The organism is Planctomicrobium aquicomposti (assembly GCF_051466325.1).
In the GTDB taxonomy this organism is placed as follows: domain Bacteria; phylum Planctomycetota; class Planctomycetia; order Planctomycetales; family Planctomycetaceae; genus Planctomicrobium.
Window position 1 is genome coordinate 3,848,829 of sequence record NZ_CP195792.1, and the last position, 25,564, is coordinate 3,874,392.

General features: G+C 58.4%; 17 protein-coding genes, 1 tRNA gene and 2 pseudogenes. 7 read left to right on the forward strand and 13 right to left on the reverse strand.

Features of this window, described 5'->3' with window-relative positions; all coding sequences use genetic code 11:
* Positions 1-288: 288 nt before the first annotated feature.
* Positions 289-1,221 carry a cysteine synthase A gene (gene cysK / locus SH664x_RS14875; protein ID WP_437202220.1) on the reverse strand — a complete coding sequence of 311 codons (933 nt, stop codon included), beginning with the start codon at positions 1,219-1,221 and terminating at the stop codon, positions 289-291.
* Between the two features lie 245 nt (positions 1,222-1,466).
* Between cysK and SH664x_RS14880 the strand changes: the two genes are divergently transcribed.
* Positions 1,467-2,414 (forward strand): hypothetical protein, encoded by a 948-nt coding sequence (locus SH664x_RS14880; protein ID WP_437202221.1) that lies wholly within the window; start codon positions 1,467-1,469, stop codon positions 2,412-2,414.
* Positions 2,415-2,434: 20 nt separating this feature from the next.
* Here SH664x_RS14880 and SH664x_RS14885 read toward each other — a convergent pair whose 3' ends face one another.
* Positions 2,435-3,220, reverse strand: coding sequence for a metal-dependent hydrolase (locus SH664x_RS14885; protein ID WP_437202223.1), 786 nt, complete (start codon positions 3,218-3,220; stop codon positions 2,435-2,437).
* A 428-nt stretch (positions 3,221-3,648) separates the two neighbouring features.
* Here SH664x_RS14885 and SH664x_RS14890 point away from each other — a divergent pair, with 428 nt between their 5' ends.
* Both SH664x_RS14890 and SH664x_RS14895 read left to right on the forward strand, forming a co-directional pair.
* Complete coding sequence (locus tag SH664x_RS14890; protein ID WP_437202225.1) at positions 3,649-5,244, forward strand: ABC transporter permease subunit; 1,596 nt, start codon at positions 3,649-3,651, stop codon at positions 5,242-5,244.
* Between the two features lie 10 nt (positions 5,245-5,254).
* Positions 5,255-5,998, forward strand: a complete 744-nt coding sequence (locus SH664x_RS14895; RefSeq protein WP_437202226.1) for an amino acid ABC transporter ATP-binding protein — start codon at positions 5,255-5,257, stop codon at positions 5,996-5,998.
* 124 nt (positions 5,999-6,122) lie between these two features.
* Here the strand turns inward: SH664x_RS14895 and SH664x_RS14900 are convergent, their stop codons facing one another.
* The 3 genes from SH664x_RS14900 to SH664x_RS14910 form a co-directional block, all read right to left on the reverse strand.
* Positions 6,123-8,156, reverse strand: a complete 2,034-nt coding sequence (locus SH664x_RS14900; RefSeq protein ID WP_437202228.1) for a redoxin domain-containing protein — start codon at positions 8,154-8,156, stop codon at positions 6,123-6,125.
* Positions 8,157-8,394: 238 nt separating this feature from the next.
* The gene (locus tag SH664x_RS14905) at positions 8,395-9,051 is read right to left on the reverse strand and encodes a response regulator (protein WP_437202230.1); all 657 of its coding nucleotides are present in this window, start codon (positions 9,049-9,051) and stop codon (positions 8,395-8,397) included.
* The gene (locus tag SH664x_RS14910; protein ID WP_437202231.1) at positions 9,048-10,376 is read right to left on the reverse strand and encodes a sensor histidine kinase; all 1,329 of its coding nucleotides are present in this window, start codon (positions 10,374-10,376) and stop codon (positions 9,048-9,050) included. Before SH664x_RS14910 ends, SH664x_RS14905 begins: the two co-directional genes overlap by 4 nt.
* A 260-nt stretch (positions 10,377-10,636) precedes the next feature.
* Here SH664x_RS14910 and truD point away from each other — a divergent pair, with 260 nt between their 5' ends.
* Entirely contained in the window at positions 10,637-11,737 is a 1,101-nt protein-coding gene (gene truD, locus SH664x_RS14915; protein WP_437202233.1) for a tRNA pseudouridine(13) synthase TruD, read from the forward strand.
* Between the two features lie 50 nt (positions 11,738-11,787).
* Here the strand turns inward: truD and SH664x_RS14920 are convergent, their stop codons facing one another.
* The gene (locus tag SH664x_RS14920; protein ID WP_437202235.1) at positions 11,788-13,461 is read right to left on the reverse strand and encodes a trypsin-like peptidase domain-containing protein; all 1,674 of its coding nucleotides are present in this window, start codon (positions 13,459-13,461) and stop codon (positions 11,788-11,790) included.
* Positions 13,462-14,362: 901 nt separating this feature from the next.
* Positions 14,363-15,496 (reverse strand): hypothetical protein, encoded by a 1,134-nt coding sequence (locus SH664x_RS14925; RefSeq protein ID WP_437202237.1) that lies wholly within the window; start codon positions 15,494-15,496, stop codon positions 14,363-14,365.
* A 579-nt stretch (positions 15,497-16,075) separates the two neighbouring features.
* Between SH664x_RS14925 and SH664x_RS14930 the strand changes: the two genes are divergently transcribed.
* Both SH664x_RS14930 and SH664x_RS14935 read left to right on the forward strand, forming a co-directional pair.
* Positions 16,076-17,014: a histone deacetylase family protein gene (locus tag SH664x_RS14930; protein WP_437202239.1), complete on the forward strand. Its 939-nt coding sequence runs from the start codon at positions 16,076-16,078 to the stop codon at positions 17,012-17,014.
* A gap of 298 nt (positions 17,015-17,312) precedes the next feature.
* Positions 17,313-17,397: transfer RNA gene (locus SH664x_RS14935), tRNA-Ser, on the forward strand.
* Positions 17,398-17,761: 364 nt separating this feature from the next.
* Here the strand turns inward: SH664x_RS14935 and SH664x_RS14940 are convergent.
* The 6 genes and pseudogenes from SH664x_RS14940 to SH664x_RS14965 all read right to left on the reverse strand — a co-directional run.
* A pseudogene (locus SH664x_RS14940) lies at positions 17,762-18,844 on the reverse strand (tyrosine-type recombinase/integrase); the annotation flags it as partial.
* Between the two features lie 15 nt (positions 18,845-18,859).
* On the reverse strand, positions 18,860-19,123 hold the full coding sequence (locus tag SH664x_RS14945; RefSeq protein WP_437202241.1) for a helix-turn-helix domain-containing protein: 264 nt from the start codon (positions 19,121-19,123) through the stop codon (positions 18,860-18,862).
* A 166-nt stretch (positions 19,124-19,289) separates the two neighbouring features.
* Positions 19,290-20,840, reverse strand: coding sequence for an AAA family ATPase (locus SH664x_RS14950; protein ID WP_437202243.1), 1,551 nt, complete (start codon positions 20,838-20,840; stop codon positions 19,290-19,292).
* A 204-nt stretch (positions 20,841-21,044) separates the two neighbouring features.
* Positions 21,045-21,245, reverse strand: coding sequence for a helix-turn-helix transcriptional regulator (locus SH664x_RS14955; protein WP_437202245.1), 201 nt, complete (start codon positions 21,243-21,245; stop codon positions 21,045-21,047).
* A gap of 95 nt (positions 21,246-21,340) precedes the next feature.
* On the reverse strand, positions 21,341-21,754 hold the full coding sequence (locus tag SH664x_RS14960) for a hypothetical protein (RefSeq protein WP_437202247.1): 414 nt from the start codon (positions 21,752-21,754) through the stop codon (positions 21,341-21,343).
* A gap of 35 nt (positions 21,755-21,789) precedes the next feature.
* Positions 21,790-22,605: a hypothetical protein gene (locus SH664x_RS14965; RefSeq protein ID WP_437202249.1), complete on the reverse strand. Its 816-nt coding sequence runs from the start codon at positions 22,603-22,605 to the stop codon at positions 21,790-21,792.
* A gap of 463 nt (positions 22,606-23,068) precedes the next feature.
* Between SH664x_RS14965 and SH664x_RS14970 the strand changes: the two are divergent.
* Positions 23,069-25,495, forward strand: a pseudogene (locus SH664x_RS14970) (class I SAM-dependent DNA methyltransferase); the annotation flags it as partial.
* Positions 25,496-25,564 lie beyond the last annotated feature (69 nt).

Here is a 25,564-nt window from a genome sequence, read left to right on the forward strand (position 1 = left end):
TTGCTGCCCGGGCCCTGGAAAGAGCAACCTGCTCAAGCGGATTCGAAATTTCAATCACCGCGACCTCCGCTCCTCCTGCCTGAGTGCGACCGGCCCTGTTGTCGACTGTGGTCCCAAAAAAACGGCTGACCGTCTCCTTGCGGAAGCAGCCAGCCGTTGAATCAATCACACGATCTGTCTCGCCGTTCAGCCGATCGACTGACAGCAGGCATCCGATCGATCCCCTCGACCCGAGCATTTCATCAATCGAAACGCTTGCTGTGCGGGAACCGGAACGAGCAACCTGCGCTAGTCTCGCACGGAGTCGAACAGGGCGGTGGACAGGTAACGTTCACCCGAGTCGGGGAGCACGACCACAATGGTCTTCCCTTCGTTCTCCGGCCGGGCGGCAACCTTCAGGGCCACGGCCATCGCAGCACCGCAGCTGATGCCGCAGGTAATTCCTTCTTCTTTGGCAATCCGAGGGGCCATGGCGAAGGCTTCTTCATCGCTGATGGGAACGATTTCATCGACGAGGGTCATATCCAGAATCTGCGGCACGAAGCCGGCTCCGATTCCCTGAATCTTGTGCTTGCCCGGGGCTCCCCCCGCGAGGACGGGGCTGTTAGCCGGCTCCACAGCAATGGAATACAGTGGCTGCTTCTTCTCTTTTTCGAAGTAGCGGGAAATGCCGGTGATGGTTCCACCCGTCCCGACGCCGGCGACCAGAATGTCGACCTTGCCGTCGGTGTCGTTCCAAATCTCAGGACCGGTCGTCTTGAAGTGGATCTCGGGATTGGCCGGATTGTTGAACTGCTGCGGCATGAAGTAGTTCGGATCGGCTGCCAGCTCTTCAGCCTTGCGAATGGCTCCCCGCATGCCGTCGGCACCAGGGGTCAGCACGAGATTGGCTCCGAACGACTTGAGCATCATCCGACGTTCGATGGACATCGTGTCAGGCATGGTGAGGGTCAACTGATAACCCCGGGCAGCGCAGACAAAAGCGAGTGCAATCCCGGTGTTGCCGCTTGTCGGTTCGACCACCTGCATTCCGGGCTTGAGAACGCCTCGCTTCTCGGCGTCCCAGATCATGGCTGCACCGATACGGCACTTGACGGAGTATGCGGGATTCCGCCCTTCGACCTTTGCCAGAACCGTCGCCTTGAGCCCTTTTGTCAATTGATTGATTTTGACTAACGGTGTGCGGCCAATGGAGTCGGCGTTGTCTTTAAAAACAGGCATCGGGGTTCCTTCCTCTTTGAACAAGTGATCGCAGTCGCCTCACGTCCCCGATTATGCTTGAAACTGGGGCGATTGAGCAAGCTTTGCGACGTTTGACGGAAATTCGGTTGCAGACCGTACACAGACGCCTGATCTCGGTAAGTCCGACTTCGAAGATTTGCCGATTCAACAGCTATCACCGAGGCCGCAAGGGGGGAAACCGGCAATAACTGCCGGTTCCGGACGGCCGCGGAAGGGGGGACTGCATGTTGAGCTCCGGGAACTGGGGACGGAATCTGTCTGTCCTGGCTTTAGCGGGATTCGTCTTCGCACTTCGGTCGGCACCCGTGCTGGCTCAGGCCTCGGCCTCCGATGCCGAATCGGTGATGCCGATGGCTCAGGCGGTCGGCAAGTCGAACGGCCACCGACTGCAGGTCACGGTACTGAAGGCGGGCGATTCCAGCCGCCGCCAGCGCAGCGCCGCGATCGATCAACTCCCGATGCAGCATCTGAATCCGGCCGCCCAGCGGGAAGTCCAGCGGATCGTCAAGAACATCAGCCTGTACCGCCGCCTGCCGACCGTCGAGCTTTTCTCCGACCGCCGGGTTTATGAATACTTTACGACGCATCCGGATGTTGCCGTCAGCATCTGGCGGGCACTGGATATCTCACAGGTCCAGATGTTCCAGACCGGTCCCTTTGACTACGAAACCGACACGCGGGACGGCACCCTGGGAACGGTGACGGTTCTGCACCAGAGTCCGACCAGCTACGTGATTCTCTGCAAGGGACAGTTTCAGTCCCCTGCCCTGACCAAACCGATTCGGGCCGAGGCGGTCATGCATCTGCAGCCGCACTTCAACGACAACGGAACCGTCTGGCACGAACTGGATCTCTTCGTCTCGTTCTCCTCGCAGACGGTCGAGACGATGGCCAAGCTGGTCTCCCCGTTGAGCAACCGCATCGCCGACAAGAACTTCGAAGAAGTGAGCCTCTTCGTCGAAATGATGAGCACCGCCATGTCCCGTCAGCCCGGCTGGGTCGAACAGCTCGCCGGACGACTCGATGGTGTCCTGCCTGAACGGCCGAATCAGCTGCTGTCGGTCACGGCTCAGGTGTATGTGGACGCCGAGCGGCGCCGACTGGCTGCCGCAGGCCAACAGCCCACGCTGCAGGCGGTTGTCCCTCCGGCACCTGAACGGGTCCCGCGTTAAGCCAAAAGTGTGGCGGGCGACTACCGATAGAGGGGAGCGTCTCCCAGATTTTCCGGTGGCCTTTCCGCCTGAGTCACAGGCTCGTTCACAAAGACAGGCAGAACCTCCGCAGCCTGATCAACCTCTGTGGCGACCGGAGCCTGTCCCGGTTCCAGCGGGGGGCCAATCAGGCCGGTCTGTTCCCCCACAAGAAACGTCAACGTGGCCAGCAGACCATAAGTGAAAGCGGTCGGGGCGAATGTCGGTCCGGCAAACTTGATCGCCGTGCCAAACGACTTCTTGACGCCCGGAATCACTCCCTTCCACTGGACCGAGTAAATCTCATCCAGCAGCAGGTGCGAAAAAAATCCGGTCGTGACGGCCATCGCCATCAGTAGCTTCAGTTTCCACGATTCGGTGGGATAAGCCAGATAAGTCAGTTCGCCCGCAATCGCCATGGCGGGGAGGCTGTGGAACATCCCCCGATGGATGCTGAGTTTGTCGACGATCCATGCGAGGCCGTAGCGGATGCAGAAATACATGCAGAGCATCAGCAGCATGACCGTTTCGGTATCCCCCTTCAGTCCGGTGACACGCAGCGCGTGACCGACCAGAAAGAGCGGACCGACGGCGGCCATCCACGAGAAGACCTCTCGCCCCGGACGGGCCGTTGGCAGGTCCAGGTCGGGCAGCATCCCCGAAACACCGGTCAGGTAGCCGGCCAGTGCCGCTTCCGATGGGGAAAAGCCCAGCACAAAGCGGGCGGCCACGCCATAGCCGATGCCGAGCAAGCTGCTGAATGCAATATGTTCACGAAATGCCGCCATGCGTCCTCCGGGGGAGCAGGTTGCTCTTTGCGGTCCCCGCCCCGTGCGTTTGTCGCTCGATCAAAAGCTCGACACCGCACGACGAGAACGGGCATCAAAAATCAAAATGCTCTCACGCGAATATCACCAGGGGAATTTACTTCGCGGCCGAAGAAATCCTGGGGTGGTGCAGTCGGGGGGAACTGCACGGTGTGTGGGGATGTGTCTCAGGGGCCAACTGGCTGGGACCAGTCGGGGGGGCGAGCCGAAGGGGGGCTTCGGACCGGACCGGCTTCTAACAGAAGCCATCGCCACCGAACAATGGGATTTCCGTCTCTCCCGTTTCCGGTCACGACCAACTGCAGTTTCCTGCCGGTGTGGATCACCCGCCGTCGAATGACGGACAGTTCAGAAGTGGTCTCCGAGTGAGAAGTTGATATCCTCTCGCGATGCCTGAAATCTCACTTCGACACCGACTGCAATTCTTCAGTCTGTTCCTGCTCGCCAGCCTGTTTGGCTGGGGACCAAGGGATGCCGTCGCTGGTGACGCCCTGCAGAAGATCCAGCAACGGGGCAAGCTGATCTGGGGAGCGGATCAGGAAGGGGGAGGACCTTTTGTCTTCCCCGCCACCGACGACCCGCACAAGCTGATCGGCTTTGAAGTCGACCTGGCAGCGCTGATCGCGGAGCATCTGGGCGTGCAGGCTCAGTTTGCCCAGGGACAATGGGACAAACTCCCCGACCTGATGGAGCGCGGGGACATCGACATTGTGCTCAACGGCTATGAGTGGACACCCAGCCGCGCGGAACGTTACGGCGTTTCCATTCCCTATTACATCTACGAACTGCAGCTGCTGACCCGGCGCGATGATGCGACGCTGCGGAGCTGGGAAGATCTTGCAAAGCCTGTCGCCGGACGAAAGCGGCGGGTGGCGGTTCTCGGGACCTCCGCAGCGCAGGATTACATCGTTCAGAACTATCCGCAGGTCGACATCGTCAACTTTGATGGCGTCTCCGATGCCATGCGGGCGGTTCAGCTGAATGTCGACGGCATCGATGCCAATCTTCAGGACCTGCCGATCTGGACCTTCTATGAGTCCGGGTTCCCCGGCCTGCATGCCCTGGGCGAACCGGTCGGCCGGGGATATTACGTCGCTCTGACCAAAAAGGGGGAGCCGGAGCTGCTGCGCGAGGTGAACCGCGCCCTGCATGCGGCACTCCAGGATGGCCGCCTGCGGAAAATCTGTTCGAAGTATCGCATGTGGAACCGGACGCAGGCCGCACGCGGACTGGAGACCACCCCCACCGGGAGTTTCATCGGCGATGGTTCGCACGGGACCGACACGGAATCGACCGATCCCGTCGATGAAGAATCGTACGTCGCGGTGACCGGCTGGGATGTCATTCAGCAGCGTGGCGGTCTGCTGGTCAAGGCGGCGGGGATGACAGTGGCTCTTTCGGTCTGTGCGATGCCTTTGGCGGTGCTGGGAGGACTTCTGATTGCACTCCTCCGTCGCTACGGACCCTCTTTTCTGGCCCGGCTGGCGACGCTCTATGTGGAGATCGTACGCGGCACGCCACTGGTGCTGCAGCTGTATGTCATTTTCTTCATGCTGCCGGAAGTCGGCATTTCGATCAATGCTTTCGGCGCCGCTGTGCTGGGTCTGGCGATTAACTATTCGGCTTATGAATCTGAAATCTACCGGGCCGGGCTGCAGGCGATTCCCCGCGGGCAGATGGAAGCGGCGCTGGCACTGGGGATGACGCGCAATCTGGCGTTGCGTCGAGTAATCATTCCACAGGCGACCCGGCTGGTCATTCCCCCGATGACCAACGACTTCATCGCCCTGTTCAAGGATACGGCGGTCTGCTCGGTCATCACCGTGGTGGAGCTCAGCAAAGAATATTACATGCAGGCCAACAGTACCGGTGCCGTGTTGGAATTGGGAGTTCTCACCGCCCTGCTCTACCTCGCCATGAGTTATCCCCTGTCGGTGCTGGCCAACCGGCTGGAGCAGCGATTGCATCCCGAAAAGACAGGCTGAGCAGATTTCCATGATCACACTGACAAACATCCGCAAGAGCTATGGCGACACGGAAGTGCTGCGGGGGGTCTCGCTGCACGTGGCCCGCGGTGAAGTCTGTGTCCTGCTGGGACCTTCCGGGGGAGGCAAAAGCACATTGCTCAGAACGATCAACGGGCTGGAGACGTTTCAGTCGGGGGAGATCAAGGTCGGCACCACGACCCTCGGTCCGCAGCCGGGGCCTGATCGGGACCACGCGCTCGCGACGATTCGACGTCAGGTCGGCATGGTTTTTCAGCAGTTCAATCTGTTTCCGCATCGGACAGTTCTGGAGAACGTCACCGAAGCGCCGGTGCACGTTCTCGGTCGGCCGGTGGAGGAAGTGCGCCTGGAAGCCTTGCAGCTGCTGGACCGTGTCGGTCTGAAAGAAAAAGCCGATGTCCGACCGGCATCGCTGTCGGGCGGACAACAACAACGAGTGGCGATCGCCAGAACCTTGGCGATGAAGCCCGAGGCGATCCTCTTTGATGAGCCGACCAGCGCCCTCGATCCGCGAATGACAGCGGAAGTGACGCGCGTCATGGCCGATCTCGCGTCGGAAGGTCAGACGATGATTGTTGTCACCCATGCGATGGGGTTTGCCCGTACGGTCGCGCATCAGGTGCATATCCTGCATGCGGGGTGCATCGCCGAATCCGGGCCACCCCGGCAGATTTTTGAAGCACCACTGCAACAGGTGACCCGTGAGTTCCTGGCTGAGAGCCAGTCAGCCTGACCCAGCGTCGCCCCCTGACAGGGACGGCGGGCGCTCATATCACCGTCCGCCGCACTTGCATTGAAGAATCGGGCTGCAGACCGGCGTCGCGCAGCCGGGCCCAGCGTTCCTCCTCATCGGCGCATCAGCGGGAACGGGTATACTTCTGAATCGCCTCGGCGAGTTCCTGGGGGTCGAGTTGACCGTCACCATTCGTGTCGATCAGGAAGAATCCCTTTTCCAGAACTGGAAATCGTTTGGCTTCCTCGGGCGACAGAAATCCGTCCCGGTCCTTATCCAGCATGCTGAAGCCCTCCTCGAGATCAATCCGTTCGAGTGTTGCCGTACTGGGATTGAAGAGAGGCTGTTGCTCGGCGGTCCCCTTCGGGAAAATCAGATCGAAGTAACCGATCAGCATTTCATCCCAGGTCTGGTCCCCCCATTTGACGGTCTTCGAGGGGTCGGGATTGGCGGGATTCTGTGCCGAGTTATCAAACTGGGCCACACAGCGGATGCGTGAACCGGCCTCAATGGAGATGGGCGTGGCGGTGGCATAGCGGGTCTGCCAGTTGAAATCATATTTGGGCACATTGAGCAGCGTGGTCACCTGCTCATCCGGCGAGATGTATTCAAACCGGAAGGACTGCCCGCGGACGTGCATATGCGGAGCCATTGAAATCAGCTGGACATCTCTCCGGAAAATAGGAGACCGGCCCTTGAAAGTCTGATTGGCCAGATAGGGCTGCAACTCGATGCCGGGGTTGCTGACGTCCGCGGTGATCACTTCGTGGGTTACTTCCTCCGGCCGGGCTTCCAGCAGACCGAGACTGCTCAGGTCCTGCTGTTCCACTCCGATCGGCGTGTAGTGCACCTGAAAGCGAATCCACGAACCGGCCGGAATCTTCTTCGCCGCTCCCGGTGGAAGTCCATTCTCGAGGCGGAGTCCGGGCACATACCCCGCCAGAAACACAGCCTTTTTCGACCCTTTGCCTTCGGGATGCAGGAAGGCGATGATGTGGTGCACCACAGCCCGGTTACCGGGACGCAGCTCGATCCCCTTCACCCAGAGATCTTCCTTGAGTTGCGGGTCCGCCCAGAAATACTGGTACTTGACCCCCTTGGGCCCGGCATCTGCCGGAATCGTGTAGGGCTTGTCAGTGATCGGGACGACGCGATCGGGCACCCGTCCCAGCTGCCAACCTTCCACAAAAACTTTCGGCTCCGGGAGTTCTTGGGGATCTCCTTCCGGACAACCATTCCTGACCCACGTGACGATCAGCTGCTTCTGTTCTTCATTCAGGCTGCAGTCGTTGACAAATTTTCCGTGTTCCGGATCGGCGAACCAGGGGGGCATCCGATTCTGGGTCACCACTTCGGCGATCGTCTCTCCCCAACCCCGGACCTCTTCGTAGGTGGTCATATCGAAAGGACCGATATCCCCCTTGTGATGACAATCAACGCAATGCGCCTGAAAGATCCGCGCAATCTGGTTGGAGTACGTTACCTCGCTGGAGCCATTGGGCTCCCGGGTCCGGCCGATCAGACAACCGATGCCTTCCGTGCGGGAGACGGACACCGGTTGACCTGCCAGCAGTTCGTCGAGGGCGATTTTCAGGTCCTCGCGCGAGGCACCCTGTCGCACGACACCAATCTGATACTGATCATCGATCCGCCCCTGATAGCGAATCTGCTGTTGCCGGTCGACGACCACCACTTCGGGAGTCCGCTTCGCTCCGAGCAGGTCGGCCAGTTGGTGATTGGCGTCTTTGATCTGCAGCAGAGAGAGCTTGTGCTTTTCGGAGAACTGCGCGATCTCTGCCAGTGAATCCTGAATGTTGGCGTTCACACAGACGAACCGCACCTGCTCCGCAGGATACGCTTCACTCAGTTGCTGAAGGCGGGTGGCGTACAGCTTCGCCAGTGGGCATTCGGTTCCCAGAAAAGCAAAGACCACCAGCTGCGATTTCGCCAGATCAGTGTAAGAGTGCTTTCCGCCACGAATGTCCTGCAACTCAAGATTCGCTAGCCGCCCCAGGGCGGGAGGTTCCGCGTTGGCCACGGCGGAAAATTGACAGGCGACCAGCAGCAGCAGGATCGGGAAACGGAACCAGGGGTTCGCCCATCCGGGTGATGAAGTCGAAGAGCCACACAGGTGGAACAATCCAGCTGGAAACGTCATGACCTTCTGCATCCTGGCTGATTCCTGCAAATGCGAACTGTCTGCACATCCGCCGGTGGCCACTCCCACGTCTCTCAGGCTCGGGGAGGGCCACCCGGCGATGGTGCCCGACCGTGGTCCGCAATCTAGGCGGGCACAAGAGCAAAGCGAAGTGCCATTCGTCATTGCCGCAGGTCATGGACCCGACATGACTCCGGCGGAGTACCAGTTCCTCACTCCGCAGCCTCAGGAGAAACAGTCACGCCAGCCCCAGTTCACGTGCTTTCAGGGCGGCCTGCAGGCGATCCTGTACTTCGAGCTTGCTGAGGACGTTGGTCACATGATTTTTGACGGTCCCCTCTCCTATGTTCAGTTCCGCGGCGATTTCCTTGTTGCTCCGTCCCCGGCTGACATGCCGCAGCACATCCAGCTCCCGCTCCGACAGGCGATCGAGAAGGCTTTGCGAGGGGGTTCGCGGACGCAATTTGGAGAGCCGGCTGAACTCGGCGATCACTTTGGCGGCGATGGAAGGTTGCAGCACCGATTCCCCCCGCGCGGCGGCGCGGATCGCCTCCATCAGTTTCTGGGGAGAGGTGTCCTTGAGCAGGTACCCCGCCGCCCCGGCACGAATCGCGTCGAAGACGTCGTCATCATCGTCGAACGTCGTCAGCACAATCACCGCCGCTTTCGCATTCAGAGCCCGGATGCGACGGGTCGCCTCCACCCCGTTGCAGACCGGCATCCGCAGGTCCATCAGCACCACGTCCGGCTGGAGATGTCGCACCTGCAGCACAGCCGCTTCACCATCCTCCGCCTCCCCCACAATTTCGATTCCCGCCTGAGCCGACAGCAATGTCCGCAGGCCCTGACGAAAGAGAGACTGGTCATCCACCAGCAGCAATCGAATCGGTTTCATCCCGGCACCTCGATCTCCAGCGTCAATCCTTCACCCGGTGCCGTTGCGACCCGACACTCTCCACTCAGCAAGCGGGCACGCTCGCGCAGACTGATGAGTCCAAACCCGCCGTTCTTCGTATCATCGCAACCGATTCCGTTATCGCGGATTTTCAGGTCAACTTTATCCGCCTGCCGGAAGTCCAGGATGAGATCGACCTGTGACGCCCGAGCATGTTTTTCCACATTAGTCAGGGCCTCCTGCGCTGCGCGGAACAATGTCAGTTCCGTCTTGGGAGGCAACGGGCGAACCGTTCCCAGCAGCTGCAGATTCAACTGCAGGTTGCCATGCTGACTGTCGGAGACCAGCACCCGCAAACATTCCACCAGTGACATATTGTTTAACGGCGGCGAACGGAACGCTGCCACAGACCGACGGATCTCCTGCAGCCCCTCCTGAGTCAGCGACTGGGCTTTCCGCAGTGATTCATGCCCGGTCTCGGGATCACGATCCATCACCGCCTGGGCGGCCGCGATCTGCACGTTCACCACCGTCAAATAGTGGCCGACACTGTCATGAATTTCGCGGGCCAGTCGATTCCGCTCGCGGGCAATGGCCAGTTCCTCGACCTGCATTGCGTATTCGCGCAGCTTGCGATTGGCCTCGGCCAGTTCGTGTGCCAGCCGCTCCACGCGCCAGCGGACCCGCTCGGAATTCACGGCGATCTGCGAATAAACCAGCGTGAAAAACACGGCGTAGATGAAACTCGGCAGCGCTTCCGCCAGCGTCCTCCATTTGTGCAACCGCAGCACATTCACGGAAAAGATTCCAATGAACGCAAAGCAGACAATCGCCAGCCCCCACCGGGGCAGCACCATCACCCCGTGTGAAATCGGCGGCAACAGAATCAGCCACAGGGCCTCGATGGAACGCGCCGGCCGCGTGATGTGAAAGATCACCCCCGCCAGCAGCAGCTGCACCAGGAAGTACAACACAATCTTCTTCGTCGAGGGCCAATGCACCGACTTCTCGGCCGACGTCAGCCGGGTGAGTCCCGCAATCAGAATCGAGGCTTTCAGATTCAGTCCCAGATAGATCGCCCCCAGCACCGCAATCCAGGCGATCTCCTGTTCCGAGAAGACCGACCAGCCTTTCACGATCGCTCCGGCAATCCCCAGCAGCACCAGAAAAGCGACCGCGACATGCCCCCCCTGCACTGCCAGCTTCGTCGCCCGGACGGCATCGTCGGTCCAGGGAGTGACCAGCGGTCCCAGATCCGGCTGCTCGTCCAGGACCCCTTTCGCAGGGAGTGTCGGACTCCCCTCTTTCCCATGATCCGTCAACACAGCGATGACCTTATCCGCGAACAGTGCTTTGGCAGGGAGAGATTCCCGGGATTCCGCAGTCAGCGATTCAATCCGGTCAGAATGGCCGTCTGATCACCACGGGATTACATTGCCCCGGAGAGAATGACATATTTCGGGATCGCTCGCCAAGTGATGGGCAATCCGATCGTCGCAGGAATGCCGACTCCTTTTGAGTCTTCCTTGGGGAGTGCGTGCTGGAGAGAGACCTTCCCCGGCAATTCGCCTCACACTGTTAAGACATGTCTCCACCGATGCCGACCGACTCGACACTCCGCAATTCCACACCGGCCGCGTTGACCCTGCAGGGGCGGATCAAATCCCTTCCGGAAGACTTTGTCGTGGAAGAAATTCCCGCCTATGAACTTTCGGGAAGCGGTGAGCACCGATTTCTGTGGATTCAGAAGCGGGACGTGTCGGCAGAACAGTTGCTGCAGCACATCGCGTCCATGCTGCGCATACGGCGTGAAGAGATTGGTGTCGCCGGGCTGAAAGACCGCTGGGCGGTGACCCGGCAATGGATTTCCGTTCCGGCTACTGCCTCTCCCGATCCCTCGTTACTGAACACCGACCAGATTGAAGTCCTCGAAAGCCGGCTGCACGGCAACAAGCTGCGAACGGGCCACCTCCGTGGAAACCGGTTCGGGATTCTGATCCGCCCTGCCGCCGGTCTCCGCTTCGAAGTCTCCCATCTGGAAATCGCCCAACAGGTGATCGCCCACATGCGGACGTCAGGGATTCCCAATTACTTCGGAGACCAACGGTTTGGCACCACGGGTGAGACGCTGGAACTCGGGCTGTCGCTGCTGCGGGGGGAAGAATCACCGCGCCGCATTCCGTTTCATCGCCGCAAGTTTCTGACCAGACTGGCCCTCTCCGCAGCGCAGTCGCAGCTCTTCAACGGGCTGCTGACCAGCCGGATCGATGATGGCCTCGCCCGGGTCGTACTCGCTGGGGATGTGATGCAGGTGACCGCGACGGGTGGCCTGTTTGTCGTCGACGATGTTGAGCGCGAGCAGCAACGCTGCGACCAGCAGGAGACGGTCCTCACCGGGCCGATCTTCGGTCCCAAGATGAAATCACCAACGGGCGAAGTTCTGGAGCGGGAACAGTCCGCCCTGCAGCAGGCGGGCCTGAAGATGGCCCACTTTCAGGCGCACGCGAAATTCACATCGGGGACGCGCCGACCCTATTTCGTCTGGCCCTCTGAACTGACAGCGACGTTGGAAGAAGAAGGAATCCGCGTGGCGTTCTCACTCCCCAGCGGCAGCTATGCAACCGTTGTGCTGCGGGAGTTTCTCAAAGAGAGTACCGTGACGGAACCGGACGACGACACTCCGTGACGCTTCAGGACTTCCATCCCGTGCGGTAGAACCGGCGGAAGCACGCCTGATCAGTAGATCACGCGGCTTTTGGATTCGGTCGAGCGGCTGAACCGCTGCACCGGAACCGGCTTTGATAAGGTGGTCGGTGACAGCTGACTCTTCAGGCTCTGCGGCTGCTGGGCGATCATGGTCTCGGGAGCGGACCGTAACTGCCGGGTGATGGAGCGGAGCGGCGGCATTGGTTCGGTCTGACTGAGAATTGTCGAACTCTGCGGGGCGGCTTCCAGCTCACCGTTCAGATAGGCGTAGAACTTCGGGCTGATGTCGTGGAAGATCACCACGCGATTCTGCGACTGCGGCTGCGATTTGTCGCGAATGATCACGACCACCTCCGCGTCACCCGTCTGCACATCGAGAGAGCCCTGCACCGGTGCGCTGGCGGGGGCACTCACCGCTGCGGGGAACGGCTTTTCCATGACCGGAGCACTCGCTGCCGGGGCAGCCGCCACAGCGGTTTCTGCAGTCCGCACCGGCGTCGTGTCGACCGGGGCGTAGAGTGAAGTCAATTCACACTGATCGAGCAGTTGATGAATGGCCAGCAGGCCGGAATAGAATCCTTCTTTGGTCGAGGGATCAGCTGCACTGCAGACCCCTACGATTTCACCCTGACGATTGAACAGTCCACCCCCCGAACGTCCCTGAACCGGCAATCCGGTACAGAGCAGATTATGCGGGCCGTCGAAGCGGTCGATGGCAGCGACCTGTGACTGCTGCCGGGTGGGGTTGTCTCCTCCGCTGCAGCCGATGGCCACCAACGGTTCTCCCATCCGTGGAGCCGACTCTTTGGGCCCGACCTTGATCGGGAGGACCGGATTGGTCATCGGGATGGTGATCAAGCCAAGATCCGATTCCGGGTCATGCTTGATGAGTCGACCGATGTACTGCGAACTTTGACCGTTCACGAACAGGTCGACTTCAATCTTCGACTCGGGGGAATACTCCTTGAAGATATGAGCACAGGTCAGGATCTGCGTAATTCCGGGCTTGCTGGAAATGATCGTGCCGGAGCCCAGGTCAATCCGCTGCTGAGTGATCACCCGAATCCGGACACTGGCATCCATGGGATCGGCCGCAAAGGCGCTGCTCACCGCGGTGGCTTCAGGGACAGCGGCGACTGCCACTTCATTATTCGCCCGAACCGTTGCAGGCTTCTCTTCGGTCTTCCGGCCGAATGAGAACAGGTCTTTCAGGCCCCCCTTCTTTTCTTCGTTGCTGACGATGCGGGTCTCTTCAGGACGAGACGGCAACGACTGCGGGCGGGTCAGCGGTCCGGGTTCTCCGAGCTGAATCTGGAACGGCTGATTCGTACCGGGACGTGACGGGCTGCCACTGGTCGGAGCGGGATTTTTCGGCTCGGCTGGAATTCGCGCAGCCATCCGCCGCAGATCGCTTTCGGTCATGGCCCCCGTGTGACGGTCGACTTCCTTGCCGTCGATGATCAGCACAAAGGTGGGGATACTCTGCACGTTGTACTGATCGGCCAGACTCCGGTTCTCATCGATGTCGATCTTGCGGATCGGCAGGCCGGCCCGCTCCAGTTTTTCCACAATCGGGGCGACCTGCTGACAGGGGCCGCACCATTTGGCTCCGAAGTCGTAAATCATGCCGCGTGGCTCGGCCATCGCGACAGAAGCGACCAGACCGGACAGCATTCCACAGAAGAGCGCAAGAGATCGGCTCATGGGAGAGACTCCTGAAACAGTGCAGCCGGAGCGGCACCGGATATCGTTGGGTTGTTTCGACGGGAGGAACATGGCGGACAGACAGGGACCAGCAACGACGTTGCGGATCCAGGTTGTCACTGGGGAATGGGCTGACGGCAGGAGACTGCAGAGAGACTCAGCACACGGGGGGAAAAAGAGATCGAGTCGCTCATTCGGCTTCCTGCCTTTTGCAATTCTTACAAGTCGGGATTGTCGTTTTGACAATGAGTCGCCGTCGATAGCAACTCCAATTCAGGGAAGACCCGTGGATGAGTGTGGGTTTTTCCCTGCGCAAACCAGGCTCCAGAGAGCCGGTTCGATCACCGCCGTTCCCTCCTGGAAGCGGCCGGATGACAATTCCCCTTCCCGTGCAGCCACCGTGCCAAAACGGATGAGCGAGAAAAAAACAGCAGTCGCCAACTGCCGCATTTCGCGACACTGCTAGGGTTTTGTTTTTTGATCGACCCGTTCTTGCCACGCGGAACTGCGCATGTCAGCACACGAACCGCTTGCGTCGCGGGCACTGGAAAGAGCTACCTGCTCTCGCGTCAGCGGGGCTTGGTCAGGCCGCACCACACTGCGATGTCGCAATATCCCGAATGGAAACGTCGAGCCCCGGTCTCTCACGCGGACTGCAATTGAGTCAGTGACCGGCTTCGGCGGCCCCTTTCCATTGACGCTCACCTGCCGACAATCGCCGATGTCCGCAAGAGACTGACTCAAACTCGCAGCGCACGTCATCGTTTCCGAGTCAATGTTGCGAGCGGGTCAGCAGCGCACCGAGCGACAGCGGCCCGCAGTCCGTTCTGCGGAATGGGGCCCTGCAATGAGAACCGGGAGGTCGCCACGCGTCCTCGGGACGATCAACAGCCAAAGTGCTTTAAATCGCCTTGCTCAACGGCGTCACTTGTCGACTGGTCGGTTCGTTCTTTCCCAGCCAGTCCGTCAACGCCTGAATTGATGTCCCGGGAATGGGTGGGGGACTGCCGCCGATGACTTTCGTCGTCAGTTCAAAAACGACTTCCCAGGCCCCCTTCACAAACGTTGCATTCCCCTGCAGTCCCGGACGCTCGACGACGTACAGCAGGCCCCACTTCCGCTCTTTCGCATGGCGAACCAGCGCCGGACGAAACGCCAGATAGATGTTGGTAAAGCACCGGCGCCAGCCCGTGTATTGTGGCTGCTTATTGTACGCCAGCGACATGTCGCGGAGCAGCTTGACGATTTCGTAAGTCACCAGGGGAACATTGACGTTCCCCGGTAACGGCAGCTGAGATATCCCACGTGCAGCCAATGAGCGGTTATCAAACGTTTCACGCGGATTCATCACCACCGACAGCAGCGTGTCGATGACAATCGGCCGGTCCTGAACGTCATTCACCCGGTCGACATACCCCAGCGCTTCGATGATCGCTCCTCGGAACCACGCGATATCATCCCGGACGCTCGGCTCTGTTTCATCAAGTGCGGTGACCAGACCCACCGCGATTTCTGACTTCTCCACGGAACTCGGCGCCCCGGGGGCAGCGTCACGGCAAACACGGGCAAGCCCCCGTGCCGCGATAATCCGGCACTCCAGCAGTTGATTTTTGTCGGTCAGGACCTGGAGCAGAATTTTGTAAACAGGATTGTACGGGACGGCGGGAATCTCCACCCCTCCCGGCTGACTGGTCGCATTTTTCACGCTGAGCTGAGCCAGCAGCCACATCGTATTGGTGCGGATCAGCGGATTCGGGTGCGATAGCAGATCGGGTGCGGCATCGATGATGGCATCCATCATCGCGATCCGTGCTTCCGGCGTGGTCAGCTGGCTGAAGATTTCGCTGGTAAAGCGGTCGACCACTTCTTTGGGAAGATTGGCGACGTCGTTATGCAGCAGCCGGGACAGATAATAGTGGACAATCTTCTGCAGCGATTTGACTTGTGCTGCACTCGGCTTGGTCGCCTTCAGGGCGTCACGGTCGCGGAACTGTGCGGGCGAACGGCGCCACTCCTCGGCCTGAGCCGCCGACATGAACCAGGCGGGTGCGGTCCAATTGTCCTGAGCCTCTGCGCTCCGCACTGTGCAGACCGCAAGGCAGAGCATAACCGCGTGTAAGACGCTCCTGCAATTCCGTGGAAACAATTCGGCTCCCCCACATGTCCAGCCCCCTGGGAAGAGGCTGGTGGCTCACAACGTTGTACTTCAGCCCGTGCGGATCGTAGCGGAAGATTGGATTGAATCGAAGTGCTGGTGGGACCGAAGATTCGAACGAAACGCGGCCAGGTGACTGGTCGCGCAGCGGACCATCCCGGCTACCGCAGCCGACGAAACTATCATCGCTGCAAAACAGATGTCAAGTTGTGCCACCTCTTCCCCGTCGCTTTGGCGGCATCCCGATTCCGACTTCCTTATCTTGCCGGTTGTTCGAGCGTGACTTTCGCTGCGGGAATTGAATTCAACGCTTCCAACCAGCACAATCGGACATCGCGGTACGTCTGCCCACTTGTGCCGGGCTCCGACAGCCCCATCCTATTCTGCGGATGATCCCGACCAGACCGCCTGCCACGTGGCCCCTGCCCCATCGGAGCAGATTGTTCAGCGGAGATCGACATGCTGCTCTACTCGGACCCCGTTTTTCAGCAGCATGATCCCGGCCCCCATCCGGAGAACCCGCAGCGGCTGCAGGCGATCCAAACCGCCATTGCTCCCCTGCTCGAGCCTCTCCGGATCCAGCCGGGCACCCTCACTTCGGCACCCGACGAGGACCTGCTGGCGGTCCACACTGCCGAGTATCTGCAGGAATTAATCCGAACGAATGATGCCGGCGGAGGTCGACTCGATCCCGATACGGTGATGAGTTCCCGTTCGTTGGCCGTCGCCCGTCTGGCAGCAGGAACGGCGTGCGAAGCGGTTCGGCAGGTCCTGCAGGGGCCCGTCCGCCGCGCTCTCTGTCTGACCCGCCCCCCCGGACACCATGCACTGGCTGGGCGAGCAATGGGGTTTTGCCTCTTCAATAATATCGCTGTTGCCGCCCGATTCGCCCAGAAGCACTGCGGTGTGGAACGGATCCTCATCGTCGACTGGGACGTCCACCACGGGAACGGAACACAGGATCTTTTTTATGACGATGGCCAGATCGTGTTCTTTTCCATGCACCGCGACCGCTTCTGGCCCGGCACCGGACATGCCCATGAAACCGGGACCGGACTGGGACTGGGAGCCACACTGAATGCCCCCATCCCCTACGGAACACCTCGGGAGACGTTGATCCAGACCTTCGAAGCCCACCTGCAGCGTGCGGTCCAGCGGGCCCGACCGGAGCTGATCCTGCTCAGTGCCGGCTTCGACGCCCATCGGCTCGACCCGATCGGGTCACTCGGCCTGGAGACCGAAGATTTCGGCCGACTCACCGAAATCATCCGCGCTGCCTCCAACGCAGAATGCCAGGGGAGACTCGTCAGCCTGCTCGAAGGGGGCTATTCGCTGGAGGCACTCGGAGAATCGGTGGCATTGCACCTCCAGACGTTGGCGGAACAGCCCCCCGGCTGAGAATTCCTCTGAACGGATGCCAGACGCCGCGGTGGGAACTCGCTCTTCCCGAAGCAGGTGGCACTTTCCAGTGCCCTCGCAGACAGTGCCCCCGCAGACAGTGTTTCATCTCGGTAAAATGCTGACATCCGCATGGCAAAGATGAGGCAATCAAAATTCTAAATGCTTGGCCCTCCCTCGATCATCATGTTTCGGGGAACCTGCAGCGGACTCCCGTGTCTCGTCTAACGGACCGATTCCCGGCGAGCCCGCCGGAGTTGTGATGAACAGTGGAGTTTTCTAAACTCCTGAGCCACTCGGAGAGGTGGCAGAGTGGCCGATTGCACCGGTCTTGAAAACCGGCGTGCCGCAAGGTACCGGGAGTTCGAATCTCCCCCTCTCCGCTTTCTTCTCTTCCGCCGTATTGCTGCTGTTTTCGCAGGATTTCTGCAACTTGGCTGCTCTTTTGCGGTTCACGATAGGCTGAGTTCCGGAGCGCTCCCCGAATGCGGACTGCTGCACGGATATGCGGTCCTGCGCGATCGGCTTCTGTAAGACCGTCTGTAAGACACTTTTTCGCCCGTCAGTGCCGGTTGCGAGAAGTTCCTCCTGATGGTGTCTCGGAGAATGGAATGCCGACGACAGCACGAATAAGAATTCTAAGGCTTGGGCTTCGTCGGCCATCAGAGTATGAGCACACCGTGCCAGCGCGAGTTCTACGGTGGAATGCCGCGCCAGCCGCTGAGCGATCTTGGGATGCACTCCCCCCTTAGTGATCAGGCTAACGTAGGAGTGCCTCAAAGCATGGAAGTCGGCATATCGGTCGGTATCGTCTTTGTATTTCAGTCCTGCAGCTTCAAGATCGGCTTTCAGCATCTTTGAAGTATGTTGAGTCATGTCAGCCCATAGTGGGGAATCCGGGGAAATCTGGGCAGCGGAGATCCATTGTCGGAGTTCATCTGCCAGTTCAGGTCGGATGACTTGGATAACGGGTTGACGGTTCTTTGTAATTTGCGGGGCGACCACTATGGATGGGGGATCGACTTCCAGTTCCAGACTGACCGGCGTCAGGGATCGCAATTCATTTCGCCTCAGGCCGGTTTCCATGGCGACGCGGTACAGCATCGCTCGCGACTGGCCAGTCATCCTATGCCTAACCGGCCCGGTAACCGTGGATATCAACAACCGGGAAAGTTCTTCCGCCGAAAGACTCCGCCGATCATGTCGCCGGTCCAACTTGACGTTCAATCCTTCCAGATGTGCGACTGGCGACTCGGTCGCACTGCCATCCTTCACCATCCACCGGCAGAATTGCTTGATGGCTTGCAAGTAGAAATTCGACGTCTGATGGCCGATGGATTTTCGCTCATCAGAAGCTTTTCGCCGTTCCGCCAAATGCCGCTGTACTTTCGACGCATGAATATCAGAGTAGAAAACAAACCGGCAACCACTGCAGACGCGATCTGCCCGCGCCTTTACTAGATCTGCATGGGCACGGGTCGCCCCTTTGTCGATCAGTGAAGCATGAAAGTCTGCCAAGTGCTTTTCCAGAGGCTCTGACAGCGCCACCGAACGATTGTCTAACACTCCCCAGTTGCCCAACCTCTTCCGCAAGTCAGCAGGCATCGTTTCCAGCCATCGCACCAGTTCTGATTCGAGTGGATGATTTACGGATCGGCTGGCCACAATCCGTTCGAGTTTCCGCCCGAGTTCCTCAGTGGCTCTGCGGTCCCTGAATCCGGGGAGGCGCCGACGGACCTCACGATGATCGACAAATTCCAGGTACCACTTCGAAGACTCCCGGGCTAACCCCTTACGGTCTCGGTACTGCTGCCGAAAGATGACCATCATTTACCCCCTGTTCCATCATGTTGATGATTCCGGATTCTTCCGGAAAACCGTCAGCTCCAAACTGAGATAGCGACAAAGTCGGTCGACCGCTTTCATCGACAGCTGGCTCTGCCCATTCATGAAACGGCTGAGATTCGATTCCGCTATTCCAGTTTCCTGCGCCAACCGGTAGCGACTGTCCCCACAATTTTTGATCGCGTCCCGCAGAGCTTCGGAGATCAGTTTCGTTTGCATCGACATGCCCAAATCATAAAAGAACACTTGCGTATCCGCAAGCATTTCTAATTTCAGATTTCACGCCCTACGTGTTGACGATCTTTGAGGTTCATCCCAAAGATGGAATCGACCTCAACTGCAGCTGGAGCGGCAATTCTCAGGAATTCAGACATAGATGATCATCAATTCCCAAAGATGTGCATCGACCAACTTGAGGAGTCATTGGTAATCAAGCACTTTGATCATTGCCCGGCAGCATCCAGACCCATTTGCCGGCTTCCCCGAATCCTTCCCGCGTGGCGAGGACATTCAGCTTCTCTTTTGCTCTTCGCAATGTGGCCTCTTTGATTCCGTCCCCTTTCGCCCCGTCAATTAGTTCCTGCGCTGGGCGGGGGCCTGCTGTTAATTGCCCCCGCAGCCATTCCGCCGCTTCCGTCAGTGCCGGCGACGCTTTGGATGCACGTTTGTCCTCTCGCTGCCCGAGAATTTCATCGGCTGTTGCGCTGATCAAGGCCTCTTCCCATGCCAAGATGGGTTGACCTCCAAAAGACGTTTTGACTCCAAATGCCATCCCTCCAGTATCGGGAGCAAGATTGGCCTTGGCCGGCAGCATAAGCCGTCGCCGTCCGCTTAAATCATTGGGATCTTTCGTGACCAGCCAGACTACCCGCGCAGCTGCCACGTAGCCGATACTCCCCATCGTCCGGTAAATGGCCGGAGATCCACTGGACTTATTGAGATGGCTGACCGCCACGATCGCGACTCCGGTCTTGCGTGCCAGTTCGCACAACGGAGTCAGGACAGTTCTCAACTCGGTATCTTTATGGTTGTCCACTCCTCCCAGATAGGCATTAATCGGATCGACAATTACCATGCGGCAGTCCGCCGTGCGCTCAACGGCTGCACCGATAGCATCCAGATCCGTCTGCAGTGATACGGGCCGCTGAACCGATTTGCCGGACTTCTTGTCGACCTGACTGATTCCCTTCAAAAGCGAGATTCGGCTGCAGTCTGCCCCGGCTGCATCCAGGCGGGGCCGAATCGTATCTGCGGGGTCATCTTCGGCCGACAGAATGACAATCCCTCCGGCCTCACGGAGGTCCTCTCCGTCGGGCCAGCAACTGCCGGCACTCACCCGGGCAGCCAGATCGGCCGTCAGCAGACTTTTTCCCAGGCCGGGATCGCCGGAAATCAGCGTCAACTTCCCCCCGGGAATCCGTCCGGGCCACAGCCATTGGATCAGTTCAGGCTGTACATCAGATAGCCGTAGGATTAGTGGCTCACAAGTGGATTGCGAAGCACTCGCCCCTCTCCCCCCTACCTGCAGGTCGGTTCCTTCAAGTGCCGTCGTGAGTTCTCCCCGGGCGGCCGCCGTTAGCCTCCGCTCGTGGACAGTCATCGCCTGTCGCCGAAAGTGACATTCGATCAGCCGGCGGAGGTAGAAATCCGCATCTTCGGGCCGGGTGGCAATTTCGAAGCAAAGCAGGAGTTCTGTTCTCGCATCACCCGCCAAGGGCCACAAATTCGTAGCTGTGATTGCATGGGCTACCCTTTCAAGATTGCTGCGGGCGGCCGCGATCAAATGCGCTGGATGATCGCTTTGGGGGGCCGTCCAGTGACTCTGTCGTAGTGACTGGATCGTGACAACGATAATTTGTCGGCCTTCATTGAACCAATACAACGGGTCGACATCTTCCGGATCGACACCCCAGAGCAGACAGCCAATGAGCTGCCGTTCTGCCAGCACGTCCTGCGGAATGGACTGACCTTTACTTCGCATCGATGGCGATCCTTATTGGGATGCCAGCTTGCCGCATCGTCTGATCGCAGAGTAAAATGGCACTGTGAGACGCCGCTCTGCGGTTCAGGCAACGCTCGCTGGCCTATGGTAAGCGGGCGTTTGTCATTCAAGCACCGGCCGAGAATAAACCCACGCAAAAACAGGTCAGAAACCTGCCACGCGAAGTAGCCGGGCACAAACGCACTAGAGGTTTGCTCTGAGAATTTCCCAGCGGTCGCGGGACGGTGCGCCGGCGGCGAGCCAGGCCCGCAATTCCTCCGCATTCCAGCGGACTGCCCGCCCCAGTCGAATCGGTCGGGGAAGTCGACCGGTGGCATTCAAGGCCGCTACATGTCGAATGGAGACATTCAATAGTCTGGCGACGTCGGCAGCAGTCAGAGCCAAACTGTCAGGTTCATTTGCGTGCGATGTAGTTCTCATGCACGCATTCTGGAAAAACTGCGTCGTCGGATCTCGCACGGAAATAGGTCATTTTCAAACTACGAATTCATATCGCTTCGACCTATTTCCGACAGGCGGGCATTACCGTCGTGCCGAATCAGCTCAACTCTCAAGCCACCCTCACGCAACTTCTTATTAATTCGGTTCTTTAGGCTGTTCCATGAATTGTCGTAGGGAGCCTGCCAGTCGATTTTTGGATCTTTTGCCAGGTCCGCGATGGAAAGTTTACCCCCTGCCGCGAGAATGAGATCGATAACTCGCTTCTCTTTGCCTTTCAGAACGTTTGCGGAGAACGTGCGAATTGGCGACAGATCAATCGCAAAGCCTATGGCCGTCTCCAGGGAAAAGTTGCCTTCCGCAGTACTCGTGGCGGGCTGCTCCAAACAGTGCAACTCTGGCGGCAAGGGTTCGTGGTTTCGCGCCAACCAAGCTGCCGCCTCTTCTGGAAGCAACCGTCGATACTCGTTGTCAGCTGTTATGCCCGGCTCTACGTAGTATTTTCTCGTGAGTGTCCCCCAGGTTCCGTCCTGCAGACGCCAGAGTGTTTCCGTGCACTCAATGCCCCAATACCCCTCCGTTTGGGGTGCTCCCCATATTCGATCGTTCCGAATTCTAACCCATTGGTAAGGTCAAGCCTTACAAACTTGCCCGTTTCCACGTTGAACACGGAAACAAGAACTTTTGACATGCCGATCGAACGAGAAAAGAAAAGTCGCTCAAGTCGCGGAGGAATTGCCGAGATGCCCTGTTCGATGAACCAATCAACAGCCGCTTCGTCTGTCAGAATTGCAATGTTGTCTTCAAAGCTCGGAATCAGAACATCGAATGGGTCTTCAGTGGGCACACTTACAAGTTGTCGATGAATCCAGGTCCCATCTTGGGACAGATACAGCGTTGGTGACGGATCGTTCTTAAATTTGCTGAAGATTGATGGACCCCATCGCTGAACAGCGGTAGAGGGGTCAAACCACATCAGGCGCCCATCGATCGTGACTGTAAGGGGCCGAGAAGGATCGGGGCCTTCGCAGAGTTCATTTGGTATCCCATAACGATTTGCCTTGAGCCAGTTGACTGCGTCAAAAACCGTCAGAGATCTTTCTGAGTTTTCAGAGGGATGTTGTTCATGCGATGACTCAAAAATGATGATCAACCGCCAATCTCGGAGCCAGTCCCAGCACTCCAAGACCTCCGAGGTTTCGCCGATCGAGTAATTCCAGTTCGTTTCAGTTGTCGCATATTCGGCGGTCCGGATCGGTCCCCAGGTGCGCAGTGGCGCTTCAGCAGGCATTTCTTCTACCTTCATTGGGGCCGGGCCGGGAGACCGGGGCGAAGGTAGAAAAACCCAGTCCCTTCCGGACCGCTTCGGCCGACTGACGCTTGCAATCGTCAGCGGCAACCCGATCCGATTTTGCCAAAATTGGTGCCTTGCGAAAACCATCCTGCAGCCTGATGCACTGGGGTACATCGTCCCTTTCACCAAAATCCGCATAGACCTGTTCTTTTCTGTACTTTCCTGTCCTGCACAGTTCTGGTGGAGAAATAGCGATCTAGTCGAAAGTCCCTCCCCTTCCGACACGTCGCGAAGGAAAACGCATAAGGAGCGGCCGATCCGCAAAGCAGCCACCGAATGCGAGGCCCCCCGCCCTGCGAACCTGGCAGCCCCGCTGGAGAAAGGGGCTTGCCGCGCGCCGCCCTTGCATCTCCCCAACCTCTTCTCTATGACGACATGCTGGCTACTACCAGGAAAGAATGGGATCTGGCTTCCAATGAACGCGGTCGAAATTGAACAAGCGGTCTCAAAACTGGCGGAAGCACCGTTCGACCCGGCTGAATTTCCTTATGCGTTTTTTGAAGCCTTTGGCAACAAAGAGACAACGCTCAAGCGTCTGAGAAGCGGCAGCACCAACCAATCCGATCTGGATGGAGCCGTCCTTCAACGGAATAACATTCACATCAAAGTCTGCAGCGAAGGTCAGGTTGCCGACACCCTGAAAGCGTTGCGGGAAAGCCCAGCAACGGCCCGTCAGAAAGCCAAGTACATTCTGGCCACCGACGGCGTCACGCTGGAAGCCGAACGGCTGATCGATGGCGAGACGCTGGCCAGTGATTACCAGAACTTTCCCGATCGATTCACATTCTTCCTGCCGCTGGCTGGGATCTCCACTGTCCGGCAGATCGAAGAAAATGCCTTCGACATCCGGGCCACCAGTCGGCTGAATCGCCTGTACGTCGAATTGCTCAAGACCAACCCCGACTGGGACACCGACGAACGACGACAGGAGATGAATCATTTCTTCGCCCGGCTCATCTTCTGTTTCTTTGCGGAAGACACGAACATCTTCCGTTCCCCCACACTGTTCACAGCCACGGTCGAGCAGTTCAGTGCGAAGGATTCCTCAAACACGCATGAAGTGATTTCCGAAATCTTTCGGGCGATGCAGGTCAAGTCAAACGAAAAAGACCGCAAGGCGGCCAAGCTTCCCAGCTGGGCCAATCAGTTTCCGTATGTGAACGGCGGCCTGTTCTCCGGCAGCGTGGCGGTTCCCCAATTCAGCAAGATCGCCCGATCGTATCTGCTGCATGTCGGCAATCTCGACTGGACGAAGATCAATCCCGATATCTTCGGCTCGATGATTCAGGCGGTTGCCGACGATGAAGAGCGCGGCGCCCTGGGGATGCACTACACCAGCGTTCCCAACATTCTGAAGGTGCTCAATCCGCTGTTTCTGGATGACCTGCGGGAAAAACTGGAAGAAGCGGGGGACAATTCGCGGAAGCTGCTCAATCTGCGAAACCGGATGGCCCGCATTCGTGTCTTTGACCCGGCTTGCGGTTCCGGGAACTTTCTGGTGATCGCCTACAAGGAAATGCGGGCGATTGAAGCGGAGATCAACCAGCGCCGGGGAGAAGCGGACCGGCGGACGGACATTCCGCTGACGAATTTTCGTGGAATCGAGATTCGACACTTCTCCTGTGAGATTGCCCGGCTGGCGTTGATCATCGCGGAATACCAGTGCGATGTCCTCTATCGCGGGGAAAAGCTCGCGTTGGCGGAGTTCCTGCCGCTGGAAGCAGACAACTGGATCACCTGCGGGAACGCCCTGCGACTCGACTGGCTCAGCACCTGTCCCCCGACGGGAGAGCAGGTGAAACACCGGGCCGATGACCTGTTCAGCAAACCGGTCGATCAGGCGGAAGTGGAATTCGAGAACGAAGGGGGCGAGACGTACATTTGTGGGAACCCGCCATATAAAGGGAGCCAATGGCAGTCCGCTGACCAGAAAAACGACTTAAAACTATTGTTCGATGGGCGGACAAAGAGCTGGGCTTCTCTGGACTATGTTGCTGGCTGGTTTTTGAAAGCGGCAGATTACGGAACACACACCTCAACAGCCACGGCATTTGTCTCTACGAATTCACTCTGCCAAGGTCGTCAGGTTCAAGTTCTTTGGCCTGCTATTTACAAAACAGGTGCAGAGATTGTCTTTGCCCACACCAGTTTCAAATGGGCAAACCTAGCCAGTCACAACGCCGGAGTAACTGTTATCGTTGTCGGTTTCTCTATCGATGCGAAGCGAGTTCGCAAGCTGTTTTCAACAGATGAACGCGGAAATACTTCCGTCAAAAATGTACCGAGCATCAATTCCTATCTTGTTCCTGCTTCTAATGTGATAGTAGAAAACTCAAGCTCGCCTCTTTCCGATTTAACGGAGATGACATTTGGAAATATGCCTAACGATGGCGGTGCCTTGTTGATGAATTTTGATGAAGCTGTAGAGGTGAAAAGCAAGCATCAAGTCGACTCCAAATACATCAAAAAGTTTTTGGGCTCCAGAGAATTCATCAACGGAATTGAAAGGCGCTGCATATGGACCACTGAGTCTCAATATACAGATGCAAGACAAAACGAATGGCTAGGGAGTCGATTTGAGGCTGTAAAACGACAGCGTACTGCATCTGGTCGGTTAACGACTAAAAATCTGGCTTCCGTCCCATTCAGATTTGGAGAAGTTCGCCAGACCGGCGGTGAAACGGTTGTCATTGTTCCAAGTGTGTCGTCCGAGAGCAGAGAGTATCTGCCTGCCGGATATTGTCCGCCGGGTACAATCGTCAGCAATCTGGCTTTTGCATTACTCGATGCACCGCTCTGGAATATGGCGATCATTGCTTCCAAGCTGCATCTGGTCTTGGTCTGCCTTTGAAAACCTGATCCAGATGGTATGAAGGTTTCCAGCGGCCCCGGAGGGGGCGAAGGAGACCTT